This window comes from Halomonas sp. BC04, assembly GCF_000568385.1.
On record NZ_AZQX01000130.1, the window covers coordinates 1 to 12,332 of the forward strand.

Below are 12,332 nucleotides of genomic sequence, written 5' to 3' on the forward strand. Positions count from 1 at the left end.
GGTACGCCTGGCGATGGGTCAGCCCGCAGATCGAGAGCAGCGTGATCACCGCGCCGTTGTGGGGCAGGGCATCCAGCCCGCGTGGCCACCGCCGTGACCCGGTGCAGCAGGTCGGGCGAGATTCCCGCCGCCTGACCCATGGCCAGGTAGGTGTCGCCCAGGGTGGAGAGGGCGATGCTCATGCCGCCCGAGGCGGAGCCGGTCATGCCGGCCAGCAGGTTCACCGCGATGGCCAGCGAGATCAGCGGGTTATCCCCTCCGGCGGTGGTCACCCAGGCGCTGATGGCGTCGAAGGCCGCCAGCGAGGCGATGACCGAGCCGAAGCCGACAAGGCTCGCCGTATTGAAGATCGGCAGCAGCGAAGCATTGGCTCCACTGTCGAGCGATGTGGTCAGGTCCTGCAATCGCTGCCAGTTCAGTGCGATCAACAGCAGGATGGAGAGGACCAGCGCGGCGATGACCGACCAGACGCCGCGTACCGATTCGATGCTGGTGGCGCCATAGGTCGGTTCGGAGAGGTAGCCGGTGTCCATGGCCGGAATGATCACCGCCGTGAATGCCAGGTTCAGGGCAATCACCATGACGATCGGCAGCATGGCCAGGGGCAGAGCGGGCAAGCCGCTGCGGGGTTGGGCGGCGACCTCTGCCAGGTCGAAGCCTTCGCCGGCGGCCCGCTCACGTAGATGGTCGTTCGGTGTGGGCCCGCTGTCATCCTCGCCGTAGCCTTCTCCGGCGGTGCGGGCTTGCCTGGCGCGATAGGTCAGCCAGGCCTGGCCCAGGCCCAGCATCACCAGGCCGGTCATGATGCCGAGCCCTGGTGCGGCAAAGGGCGAGGTACCGAAGAAGGGCATTGGTATGGCGTTCTGGATCGCCGGGGTGCCGGGCAGGGCGGTCATGGTAAAGGTGAAGGCGCCCAGGGCGATGGTGCCGGGTATCAGCCGCTTGGGAAGGTCGGCCTTGCGAAACAGCGCCGCGGCGATGGGGAATACGGCGAAGGCGACCACGAACAGCGATACGCCGCCGTAGGTCATCACGGCGCAGGAGAGTACCACGGCAAGGATGGCCCGGCTGTCGCCCAGGCGCTCGACGATGGCACCGGCCAGTACCTCGGCGCTGCCGGAATCCTCCATCAGCTTGCCGAAGATCGCCCCGAGCAGGAAAAGCGGAAAGTACATGACGATGAAATTACCCGCCGAACCCATGAACACCTGGGTGTAGCTGGCCAGCAGCGGGGTATCCACGGATACCAGTGCCACCAGGGCGGCTAGCGCCGGTGCCAGGATCAGCAGGCTCAGGCCTCGGTAGGCCAGGAACATCAACAGGGCCAGTGCCACCACGATAGCCAGAATGCCGGTCATGACCTGTCCTCCCTGTCCAGCATCCTGTCGGGCTTCGCGTGTAAGCCGCCCTCTTTCCGGGCTGGCTCGGTGCGCCTGCGTTCTTCCTTGTGCATACGACCTCCTTTGTCCTTGCTGGAACCGGCTTTCATTCAATGGCGGTCATGCTGCAACGCAGTATATGCGGTGTTGTCTGTATTTCCTACTCTCCGGTCGGTGCGAACGAGAGGTGGGTTGAACTAAAGTCTAAGAGGGTGGATAATGTGAAAAATTCTTCCATGAATTTTCCGGAGGCGGTCGCCAAGGCCGTAAGGACACCATGACGACATTGCGTTTCAACACCATCTGGGATCTGCCCCGGGTCAGCCGTGGCGACCTGAGCAAAGCCGAATCCCAAACCAGAACTGCGCCCGTCAGCGAGCGCTTTCTGACCATCTGGGATAGTGCGCCTATGCCCCGGGCCAAGGCGGCCGCGAGCAAGAGAGCCCGGCGCAGGCTGCCCAGGTTCTACATATAAGTTGACCTATAGTTGCTATAGCTAAGTTGTACATGTAAGCCACAGGGGCAGGTAGTTAGTGTAAATTCTAGAAAAGGACTATTTCGCGACCGTCGCCAGACGTACCAGCGTCAAATAGTGAAGCGCCCATGCCGTGTTGGTATGGGCGCTTTTTTCTTTTCTGGACAGTGGGTTATGCGGGTTCGTTGTTTAATTTTTTTATTTACCTTGATACATGTCGATCGCTGATCCACGTTGGAAGAAGTCGATGATAAGTGGCTGTTCAGAGTGGCAGGCTACTTTTTTACGCGTGACTGCAGTGAATAACAAGGAGAGGTCATGACGTTCTTGTCAGGTCAAACCCTGGCGGTTGGCGGTGCCCGCTGTGAGCGCTGTAGCTTGCATCCGCGCTGCCTGACCATGGGGCTGGAGGGTGAACAACTCGCCGACTTCGATGCACTGCTCCAGAGACCGCGCCCGCTCAAGCGGGGCGAGATACTGGTGCATCAGGGAGATCGATTCAGCAATCTCTATGCGGTACGCACAGGCAGTCTGAAGCAAGTGCAGGTCCAGGGAGACGCGCGTGATCAGGTGACGCACTTCTATCTTCCGGTGAGCTGGTGGGCCTGGACGGTATCGGTAGTGGGGAGTGTGCCGGCAATGTGGTGGCACTGGAGTCGACATACGTCTGCGAGCTGCCGTTCTTGCAGCTCGAAGCGCTGATGCAGGACTCCCCCACGCTGCAACACCGCCTCTTTCGCAGCATGGGCGAGGAGCTGCGCGATCATCAGCGCATGATGTGTCTGCTCTCCGGGCGCACCGCCGACCAGCGCATGGCAAGCTTTCTGTTGGGGCTCTCGGAGCGTTTCAGGCTGCGCGGTTACTCACCCACCTGTTTTGCCTTGTCGATGTCGCGGGGTGACATCGGTAGCTATCTGGGGCTGGCCATCGAGACTGTCAGCCGTGTGCTCGGTCGTTTTCAGTTGCAGGAACTGATCTCGCTCGAAGGGCGCCAGGTGTCGCTGGAGGCCATGGAGAGCCTGAAGCGAATGGCGGCAGAGGGTGCCGGGCGTCACTCAGGAAGCTGATTGTCGAACCACGCTCAACAAAGCCGCGTACCGAGCAGCAGCAGCGAGGCATCGGCGGTCTGCCAGCCCCACCACGCCAGGGTTAGGGCGCCCGTGATGGCTGCCGCGGCCACCAGCTTGAGCAAGAGCATTCGGGTCATGCTTCCACCTCCGTGGGTGACGGGCGCTTGACGGGTGCTTCGCTGATGAACCAGTGCAACAGGGCAGCGACCACCGAGAGCAGGATGGCGATCTTCCATACCACATCATAGTGGCCGGTGAGGTCGTAGAGGTAGCCCCCCATCCATACCCCCATGAACGAGCCGAGCTGGTGGAACAGGAAGACGATGCCACCCAGCATCGACAGGTGGCGCACGCCGAATACCGAGGCGACGATGCCGTTGGTCAACGGCACGGTGGAGAGCCACAGCAGGCCCATGGCGATGCCGAACAGGTAGGCGCTGGCTGGGCTCAGCGGCAGGAAGACGAAGGCGGTAATCACGGCTCCCCGGGTGAGATAGAGCCAGCTCAGCAGCCTTGGCTTGGAGTAGATGCCCCCAAGCCAGCCGGCGGCATAGGTACCGAAGATATTGAACAGCCCCACCAGCGCGAGCACGGTGCTGCCCACCTGTACGGCAAGGCCGTTGTCGAACAGGTAGCCCGGCAGGTGCACGCCGATGAACACCACCTGGAAGCCACAGACGAAGAAGCCCAGGCAGAGAAGCCAGAATCCCCGCTCTCCGGCGGCCTCGTCCAGCGCGGCGCGTAGCGAGAGGTCGCTGCTCAAGCGTACCGAGGGGCGGTCGCGCAGCATGCCGCCCAGCGGCACCATCAGGGCCGCCAGCGCACCCATGGCCAGCAGCGCGGCGGACCAGCCGAGCCAGCCCAGCAGGCCGAGGGTGCCCGGCAGCATGGCGAACTGGCCGAACGAGCCGGCGGCGCTGACGATCCCCATGGCCATGCTGCGTTTCTCGGGGGCCACGGCACGCCCCACGGCGCCGAGGATCACCGAAAAGGTGGTGCCGGAAAGCCCCAGGCCGATCAATAACCCGGCGGAAAGCGACATGCCCAGCGCTGACTCCGATAGCCCCATGAAGGCCAGCCCCAGCGCATAGAGCAGGCCGCCGATTACCACCACCCGGGCGGCACCGAAGCGGTCGGCCAAAGCCCCGGTGAAGGGCTGAGCCAGTCCCCATATCAGATTCTGCAGCGCCAGGGCGAAGGCGAATACCTCACGACCCCAGCCCAGCTCGCTGCTCATCGGTTCCAGGAACAGCCCGAAACCGTGGCGCAGGCCCATGGCCAGGGAGATGACCAGGCTACCCACGACAATGATCAGCAGGGAGTGACGACGGAGGGCGTCCATGACGAGGCCTGTTTGCAGACTAATGAAATCGCACTATCGCTGTTCTGGCGCCGCCTTGCCAGTCTCAATTTTGCGACAAGCGTGTTGCCAGCGTGCCACAGGTGTTGTGCCGAAAAGGCTTCGCTAGAATAGGGCTTTCGACTGCGCCCAATAAGGAGGCCCCATGTCTCGTGCACTGCTGACGCTTTTCATCGTGCTGTTATCGTCCCTGATGGTGGCAGGCTGCAGCTACCAGCCGGCACGTATCCAGTCCCAACCTCTGGTGGTCATCGACGATGGCCATGGTGGTTCTCCCCATGGCTCACGGTTCTGTCCTCCAGGGCTAGCCAAGCAGGGCCGCTGCTGAAGCGCCCTCGGTGGAGGGCACTCATAGGGACTTCGAACGGGTACTGACGGGTGAATCTTCCGCCCCGGCTTGCGAGGTATATACCATGAAACTCTCCTTGCGGTTGCTCCTCCTGAGCTTGCTGCCGGTCATGCTGGTTCTGGCCGGCTGCAGCTACTCTCCGGCCAGGATAACGCCTGAACCCTTGATCGTGGTCGACGGCTCCGATCGTCATTATCGGGGCAAGAAGCATCATCACCGACACAAGGGGCGGCATGTGGAGCGTCACTACTATTACCATGATCGAGGTTATCGCGAGCGGCGGGGTGGTTTCTGCCCGCCCGGCCTGAGCATGCAGGGCCGCTGCTGAAGCTGGCATAGGCGTGGGGCGAGAATGCGCCGGGACGGTTTCGCATTGATTTATCGGAGAGTAAGGTAAAGTACGATCCCCGAAAAACGGACCGCAAGAAACCGTCATGGCTATTCTCGACCTGCGTGCTTGCACGCTCGGGCATGAACATGTTGCCCATGCCCATACGCATCACCAACTGATCCTGGCGACCTGTGGCGTTACCGAACTGGAAGTCGAGGGGAACGGAGACCGCGTCACTGGCGGTCGCGGCTGCCTGATTCCCTGCTCCTACCATCATGAGTACGAGGCGATGGCCATAATCGTACCCTGGTACTGGACGTGGCCCTGGATGACCTGGCATCACTGCGCGACGGTGACGCCATGCAACGGCTGTTCGAGCGCCCCCAGTTCTTCAACGTGCCAACCCGGCTCAATCAGCTGGCGGGAACGTTGATGGTGCAGCTCGAACAGTTCCCGGCGCTGCATAGCGAGATTGCTGCGCTGCTGCTGAGGGCGCTCTATCTGCACCTGGGTCTTGGTCTGGAGCAGGGGGCGACGGCTACCGGTGCCGGCTATTCGTCGATGCGTGCGGGCGGCGAGCGAATCGACCTTCGCCGCCTCAATGCCTGGATCGATCGTCATCTCGCCGACAATATCCGGGTCGAGGAACTGGCCGGCCTCTGCGCCCTCAGCCCCGGCCATTTCCATGCCCGTTTTCGCGATACCTATGGCACCACGCCGCTGGCCCACGTTCAGCAGCGCCGTCTCGAACATGCCCACACGCTGGTCCGGCACAGCAGCCTGAGCCTGGGGCATATCGCCTCGCTGGTCGGCTTCCGCGACCAGGGCAGCTTTTCCCGCGCCTATCGGCGCCAATTCGACGTGACCCCCTCCACCGTTCGTCGGGTCCGCGCTGCCAATTGATGCCGCCGAACTGCAATGCCAACTGAGGAGTCTGGGGCAAGTCTTCCTCAGTTGCGGGCAAGCAGTGCCCGCCGACACGTTCTAATCTCACAGTGGAAGCACCTGATCTTCCCGGCCTTGTCGGGGAGGCGATACCCGTGCCTGGCATCTGCTTCACCAAGGACCTCACGATGAAGCTCTTCTATCACCCTGACCAGGAGCGTCATGCACCGACGACCTTCCTGCTGCGTGGTCAGCCGGCCCCGTCACCGGAGGGGCCGGTACGTGCTGAAATGCTGGCCGATGGGTTGGCGACGGTAGGGCTATCCCTGACCGCTCCCGCCGAGGTCGACAGCCCGACACTGCGCAGCCGCCTGGCAAAGATACATACGCCGCGCTACCTGACGTTCCTTGAAACCATACATGGGCGTTGGCGCGAGCTGCCCGGTGCCTCGGAGCTGGTGTCGCCCAACGTCCACCCCTGCGGTGGAGGGCACCACTATCCGCGACATCCGGTTGGCCAGGCCGGCTGGCACCTGCATGACATGGCCTGTCCCGTCGGTGCCGACAGCTTTGCCGGAATCCTGGCCAGCGCCGCCACGGCACAGGCTGCCGCCGAGGCGCTATTGGGCGGCCATGGCACGACCTACGCACTTTGCCGTCCCCCTGGCCACCATGCCGGTCCGGACCGGGCCGGGGGGTTCTGCTTCCTCAACAATTCGGCGCTCGCGGCCACCGTGCTGCGCGAGCACTTTTCCCGGGTGGCCATTATTGATGTGGATCTCCACCACGGCAACGGCACCCAGGACATCTTCTACTACCGCGGCGATATCTGGACCGGTTCGCTCCATGTGGATCCCGCCGACTTCTATCCCTTCTTCTGGGGCGGCGCCAACGAGGAAGGCATGGGCGAAGGGTTGGGCACCAACGTCAACCTGCCACTGCCGTTGGGCAGCGATGGCCAGGTCTTTCTCGACACCCTGGACGAACTGGTCCACCGAATGAAGGCCTTCCGTCCCGAAGCAATGGTGGTGGCGCTGGGTCTCGATGCCCACCGCAACGACCCCCTGGCGGGCATGGCCTTGGAAACCGAAGATTTCAGGGCCATCGGGCGCCGCCTGGCCGCACTGTCATTGCCCACTGTACTGGTACAGGAGGGGGGCTATCCCACCGAGCACCTGGGCGAGAATCTGGCGGCCTTCCTGACGGGCTTCTCGGGTGGCTGAGACGCCGGGCCGACAAGGTGAATTTCCAATCCGCCAGGGCGATGAACCAACAATCGTTGCAGCGACGAACACGAAACGAGAGAGGAATGACATGAGCATCAGCTATCACGACAGCAATACCCGCATGAGCCAGGCCATCATTCACAACGGTACCGTCTACCTGGCCGGCCAGGTGCCCCAGGACGCCAGTGCTGATATGCGCGGCCAGACGGAGCAGGTACTGGCGCGCATTGACGAACTGCTGGTCCAGGCCGGCACCTCGAAGGAGAACCTGCTGTCGGCCCAGATCTGGGTCACCAGCATGGCGGAATTCGACCAGATGAACGCTGCCTGGGACGCCTGGGTGGTGCCTGGCCGGCCCCCGGTCCGCGCCGCCCTGGAGGCCAAGCTGGCCAAGCCCGAATGGAAGGTCGAGATCATGGTCGTGGCGGCGCTGCCGGAGGCCTGATATGCGTATCGTATCCGCTGAAGAGGTCGCCGCGGCACTCCCCTGGTCGGCACTGGTGGAGCGCTTGGCGAAGACCTTTCGGTCAGGCGTGGAGGCGCCGCCGCGCCACCATCACGCCATGCACCGGCCGGATGGGGAAGCCACCATGCTGCTGATGCCCGCCTGGGAGCGTGATGGCTATATCGGAGTGAAGATGGTCAATGTCTTTCCCCAGAACGCCGACCATGGCCTGCCGGCCATCTCCGGGGTCTATTTCCTCAGTGAAGGCGCCCATGGGCGTCCGCTGGCCTGCCTGGACGGCAGTGAACTGACCCGTCGTCGCACTGCTGCCGCCTCGGCCCTTGCCGCGCGGGAATTGGCCCGCCAGGACGCCTCGACCCTGCTGGTGGTGGGTACCGGCAAGCTGGCACCCATGGTGATCGAGGCCCATGCCGCGGTACGGCCGATCACGCGGGTGCGCATCTGGGGGCGCAACCCCGAGAAGGCCAAGAAGCTGGCAGAGGAGTATGCCGATCGGTTCGAGACCCGAGCGGTGACGGATCTGGAAGCAGCGGTTCGTGAAGCGGACCTGATCAGCTGCGTGACGCTCTCCACGGAGCCGCTGGTTCGCGGCGAGTGGCTCGCTGCTGGCACCCATCTTGACCTGATCGGCGCCTTCCGCCCCAGCATGCGGGAAACCGATGGCGAGTGCCTGCGCCGCGGCGAGGTGTTCGTGGACACCTTCGCCGGCGCCAGGGGCGAGGCCGGCGATATCCACCAGGCCATCGACGAAGGAGCCTTCGACTTCGACGAGATTCGCGCCGACCTGGCCGAGCTGCTGCTGGCCAAGCAACCCGGGCGCTCCTCCGAAGAGGCCATTACGGTGTTCAAGTCGGTGGGGGCCTCGCTCGAGGACCTGGCCGCTGCCATCGAGGTCTGGGAGCAGTTGGAGGAGCGTGCATGAGCGCAGGCGGTGGCGCAGGGAACGGTACGGGTTTTTTCTGGCATGAGCGCTGCTTCTGGCACGACCCCGGGCCTATCGGTGTCTTTTCTTCCCGGGGGGAGTATCTTCAGCCCCAGCCGGCTTCGGAGAGCCCCGAGAGCAAGCGGCGGCTGAAGAACCTGCTCGAGGTGTCCGGCCTGATTGATGAACTCGAGGTGCGCAAGCCGCCCGCGGCTGCCCGGGAGGATCTGGCGCGCTTCCATACCGGGCGCTACCTTGATGAGCTGGAGGAGGGCGACCGGGCCCAGGGCGGCGATGCCGGTGAAGCCGCCCCCTACATGCCGGGCAGCCTGGCGGCGGCGCAGCACTCGGCAGGCCTGGCCATTGCCGCGGTGGAGGCGGTGGCGACCGGTGAGTTGAAGAATGCCTATGCGCTGTGTCGTCCCCCCGGGCATCACGCCGAGGCGGACCGCGGACGCGGCTTCTGCCTGCTGGGCAACATTCCGGTGGCGGTCATGCGTGCCCGTGCCCTGGGGCAGGTGCAGCGGGTGGCGATACTCGACTGGGACGTGCATCACGGCAACGGCCAGCAGGCAGCCTTCTACGACGATCCCGACGTGCTCACGGTATCGATCCACCAGGCCGGCAACTACCCGCTCGACACCGGCTTCTTCGAGGAACTGGGGGAGGGCGCCGGGCACGGCGCCAACCTCAACCTGCCGATGCCGCCCGGCTCCGGTATCGGTGCCTACCGCTATGCCATGCAGGAGCTGGTGTTGCCGGCCATCGGCGGTTTCGCTCCGGACCTGATCATTGTGGCCTGCGGCTATGACGCCTGTGGCAAGGACCCACTGGGCAAGATGCTGCTCAACAGTTCGGCGTTCGCCGCCATGACACAGCAGGTCTGTGCACTTGCTGCCCGCATCAGCAATGACAGGCTGGTGATGATCCATGAGGGGGGGTACTCGGAAGGCTACGTGCCGCTTTGCGGTCATGCCGTGATCCAGGCGCTGTCGGGTAGCCGGATCTCGGCCCCCGACCCCCAGAATGACGAAATTGCCGGCTGGGGCTATCAGTCCCTGCAGCCCCATCAACGTGCTCTGATTGACAGCTGGAGGGAAGGCTGGATGAAGGCAGTACCATTATGACCCCCCTATACGACCGCGACGGCTGGATCTGGCACGATGGCGAGTGGCTGCCCTGGCGTGACGCCCGGACCCATATGCTGACCCATACCCTGCATTACGGCATGGGTTGCTTCGAAGGCGTGCGTGCCTACCAGGGTGCCGGAGGTACGCAGCTGTTCCGCGTCGCCGAGCACACACGGCGCCTGCTGGACAGTGCTCACTCGCTGGACATGGCGATGCCCTTCACCGATGCGACCTGATCGAGGCACAGCGGCAGTGCCTGAGCCGTAACGGGCTCGCCAATGCCTATCTCAAGCCGACGGTCTACTTCGGCGCCGAGGGGCTGGGGTTGCGGGCCAAGGGGCTGACGGTTCACGTCATGGTGGCGGCCTGGGACCTGGGCGACTACATTTCGCCGGAAGCCGCCTCCATCGGGTTGCGCGCGCTGACCTCCTCCTGGGCCCGGCATCATGTCAACATCAGCCTCTGCCGTGCCAAGACCAACGGCCACTACGTCAATTCGATGCTGGCGCTCAATACGGCGGTGAAGGCGGGCTTCGACGAAGCGATCATGCTCGATCCGGAGGCTACGTAGCCGAGGCCTCGGCGGCCAATATCTTCCTGCTGCGGGACGCGTGCTGCACACGCCGGAGATTACCTCCTGCCTGCAGGGCATCACCCGCGACAGCGTGATCCGGCTGGCCCGTGAGGTGCTGGGCATGGAAGTGCGTGAGCGTCGCATCACTCGCGACGAGCTGTATACCGCCGATGAAGCCTTCGTGACCGGAACCGCTGCCGAGATCCTGCCTCTGCGCGAGCTCGATGGCCGTCATATCGGCGGCAGGGTGGGCGCGCCGAAGCCGGGCCTGCCGATTGCCGATGACTCCCTCACCGCGCAGTTGCAGCACCTGTACCGGCGCGTTACCCGAGGCGAGCTGGGTGATGACCTGAATTCGTTTCGCGACTGGCTGACCCCCGTGTGATCGAAGCGGCAGCGTTCGTGCGACGTGCCGAGGCGATTCCATTCACTGTATAACGTGATACCTTGCGACTACCTGAACAAGATGGACCGAAATGGCACAGGCAATCGTATGGATCGCGCTCTTCACTCTGCTGACGCTGGGCATGCTATGGGGGCTGGCAGCCCTCAGGTTTCGACTCGAGCTACCCTCTCCCTGGCGCCAGGTAACCCTCGGTCTCTGGGGCCTGTTGACCCTTGGCCTGGTCGTGCTCGGGCTGGAAAGTGCCATGACGGCGGGCCAGCGCTGGTCAGCGCCGTTCGGGCAGCTTGTGCTGCTGGCGGTGCTGATGACCTGGTGGTTTCGTCTACGGCCTTCCCATGACCGTCCCTGGGCCGAGGATGTGGTGCACCTGGCGACCGGCGATGTCGAGGGCAACCGCCTGACCCTGCACCATGTCCGCAACTTCGACTGGCGAACGCGAGACGATGCCACGGTGCGCTGGGAGCGTCGTCACTATGATCTCGACCGGCTGGATTCCGTCGACATGATCGTCTCCAGTTGGGGGCGTCCGGGCGTCGCCCATGTGATGGTCTCCTTCGGCTTCGGTGGCGATGACTTCGTGGTCTTCTCGGTGGAGGTGCGTCGCCTGCGGGGGGAGCGGTTTTCCGAGATCGGCGGCTTCTTTCGTCAGTATGAACTGGCGATCGTGGCCAGCGACGAACGGGATGCCGTGCGCTTGCGCAGTAACGTGCGAGGCGAACAGGTCAGGCTGTTCCGTATCACCATGCCACAGCACGCCATGCGTTCGCTGTTGCTTGCCTATGTGGATGAAGCGAACCAGCTTCACGAGGCGCCTCGTTTCTACAATACGATCACCGCCAACTGCAGCACCCTGGTATTTGCCATGGCACGCCGTATCGGTGCCGGGCTGCCGCTGGACTACCGGATGCTGGTCACCGACAGGCTGCCCGCATACGCTTTTGCGGTGGGGGGGTTGTGGCGTGGCTACTCGCTGCGCGAACTGGAACAGCGGGGCAACATTGTCGAACGGGCGAGAATGGCCCACGACGATCCTTTCTTTTCCCGTCGGATACGTCGCGGTTTGCCGGGGTGGGAAGCGCTGTCGGAGCCGCCTGGCAGCGACAGTCGCCGCTGAGCGATCCGCCCTGAGGGGTGCCTTCTTCATCATGTATTGCGCGCAAGCTAATGGTTGGCAAGAAGTAGGTTGACCAGAATAAAGAGCGCCACGGGAAAGCCCGTGGCGCATGTCCTCCCTGGGCACCTTCTCGATGCCGACCTCTCCCTGGCAAGCTTCCTGCCTGCTCGCGTCCGTGTCGCATCACTCAGCAGTGTCCATTGCCCGTCCCATCGGGACACAGCCTTTATCACTCACCTGGATGACAGTGTGGCAACAAGGAGATGAAAGGTGTGTGATGCCAGCCTTTGCAAGTCTAGGTGCCGACCGGCAAAAGCGCGACTTCAAGGCTGTGCCGCTTCGCTTATTTCTCTGGTCAGCCATCGGGCCAATCTTGAGCCACAGACCAACCTTCGCGAACGTCACTGGCGTTTCAGCCTCCGCCAGGGCGCTTGGCGGCGCCAGTCGCGATGGGAACTCGGGGCGCCGAACCGAGCGCTCCAACAGCTTCTTTTCCTGCCATGACAAGCGACTACCGCACTGTAGGAGTATCTTCAGATCACGACTGGAGCCGAAGGCCTCCCGGCGGTGTTGCCAACCCTCGCGAACGTCACTGGCGTTTCAGCCTCCGCCAAGCGCCTGGCGGCGCCAGTCGCGATGGGAACT

The 12,332-nt window shown here is 63.6% G+C and carries 14 protein-coding genes and 1 pseudogene; 11 read left to right on the top strand and 4 right to left on the bottom strand.

Annotation, left to right across the window (positions count from 1 at the left end):
• Nucleotides 1–1,358: GntP family permease (locus tag Q427_RS09110; protein ID WP_197030563.1), on the bottom strand; the 1,358-nt coding region annotated here is incomplete at its 3' end.
• Between the two features lie 826 nt (nt 1,359–2,184).
• Nucleotides 2,185–2,433, bottom strand: coding sequence for a hypothetical protein (locus tag Q427_RS36125; RefSeq protein WP_331280584.1), 249 nt, complete (start codon nt 2,431–2,433; stop codon nt 2,185–2,187).
• Between Q427_RS36125 and Q427_RS36130 the strand changes: the two genes are divergently transcribed.
• Together Q427_RS36130 and Q427_RS36135 are read left to right on the top strand one after the other, a co-directional pair.
• Entirely contained in the window at nt 2,335–2,556 is a 222-nt protein-coding gene (locus tag Q427_RS36130; RefSeq protein ID WP_331280583.1) for a hypothetical protein, read from the top strand. The two genes, Q427_RS36125 and Q427_RS36130, sit on opposite strands and share 99 nt — an antisense overlap.
• Entirely contained in the window at nt 2,454–2,921 is a 468-nt protein-coding gene (locus tag Q427_RS36135; protein ID WP_331280581.1) for a helix-turn-helix domain-containing protein, read from the top strand. The genes Q427_RS36130 and Q427_RS36135 overlap by 103 nt, the downstream gene beginning before the upstream one ends.
• A gap of 14 nt (nt 2,922–2,935) precedes the next feature.
• Here the strand turns inward: Q427_RS36135 and Q427_RS35210 are convergent, their stop codons facing one another.
• Together Q427_RS35210 and Q427_RS09125 are read right to left on the bottom strand one after the other, a co-directional pair.
• Nucleotides 2,936–3,061, bottom strand: a complete 126-nt coding sequence (locus Q427_RS35210) for a hypothetical protein (protein ID WP_269321213.1) — start codon at nt 3,059–3,061, stop codon at nt 2,936–2,938.
• Nucleotides 3,058–4,266, bottom strand: coding sequence for an MFS transporter (locus Q427_RS09125; RefSeq protein ID WP_043513170.1), 1,209 nt, complete (start codon nt 4,264–4,266; stop codon nt 3,058–3,060). The genes Q427_RS35210 and Q427_RS09125 overlap by 4 nt, the downstream gene beginning before the upstream one ends.
• Before the next feature lie 163 nt (nt 4,267–4,429).
• On the opposite strand from Q427_RS09125, the gene Q427_RS09130 reads away from it, so the two are divergent.
• The 9 genes and pseudogenes from Q427_RS09130 to Q427_RS09170 all read left to right on the top strand — a co-directional run bounded on the left by Q427_RS09130 (nt 4,430) and on the right by Q427_RS09170 (nt 11,687).
• Nucleotides 4,430–4,612 carry a hypothetical protein gene (locus Q427_RS09130; RefSeq protein ID WP_043513172.1) on the top strand — a complete coding sequence of 61 codons (183 nt, stop codon included), beginning with the start codon at nt 4,430–4,432 and terminating at the stop codon, nt 4,610–4,612.
• 85 nt (nt 4,613–4,697) lie between these two features.
• Nucleotides 4,698–4,961 carry a hypothetical protein gene (locus Q427_RS09135; protein WP_043513174.1) on the top strand — a complete coding sequence of 88 codons (264 nt, stop codon included), beginning with the start codon at nt 4,698–4,700 and terminating at the stop codon, nt 4,959–4,961.
• Nucleotides 4,962–5,282: 321 nt separating this feature from the next.
• On the top strand, nt 5,283–5,867 hold the full coding sequence (locus Q427_RS09140; protein WP_331280582.1) for a helix-turn-helix transcriptional regulator: 585 nt from the start codon (nt 5,283–5,285) through the stop codon (nt 5,865–5,867).
• A gap of 170 nt (nt 5,868–6,037) precedes the next feature.
• Nucleotides 6,038–7,072, top strand: a complete 1,035-nt coding sequence (locus Q427_RS09145; RefSeq protein ID WP_043513187.1) for a histone deacetylase family protein — start codon at nt 6,038–6,040, stop codon at nt 7,070–7,072.
• Between the two features lie 91 nt (nt 7,073–7,163).
• Complete coding sequence (locus Q427_RS09150) at nt 7,164–7,520, top strand: RidA family protein (protein ID WP_043513176.1); 357 nt, start codon at nt 7,164–7,166, stop codon at nt 7,518–7,520.
• 1 nt (nt 7,521) lies between these two features.
• The gene (locus Q427_RS09155) at nt 7,522–8,463 is read left to right on the top strand and encodes an ornithine cyclodeaminase family protein (protein ID WP_043513179.1); all 942 of its coding nucleotides are present in this window, start codon (nt 7,522–7,524) and stop codon (nt 8,461–8,463) included.
• On the top strand, nt 8,460–9,590 hold the full coding sequence (locus tag Q427_RS09160; RefSeq protein ID WP_043513181.1) for a class II histone deacetylase: 1,131 nt from the start codon (nt 8,460–8,462) through the stop codon (nt 9,588–9,590). Before Q427_RS09155 ends, Q427_RS09160 begins: the two co-directional genes overlap by 4 nt.
• Nucleotides 9,587–10,552: pseudogene (locus tag Q427_RS09165) on the top strand (branched-chain amino acid transaminase). The gene Q427_RS09160 and the pseudogene Q427_RS09165 overlap by 4 nt, the downstream one beginning before the upstream one ends.
• 91 nt (nt 10,553–10,643) lie before the next feature.
• Nucleotides 10,644–11,687, top strand: coding sequence for an Lnb N-terminal periplasmic domain-containing protein (locus tag Q427_RS09170; protein WP_043513184.1), 1,044 nt, complete (start codon nt 10,644–10,646; stop codon nt 11,685–11,687).
• The last annotated feature ends 645 nt before the right edge of the window (nt 11,688–12,332 follow it).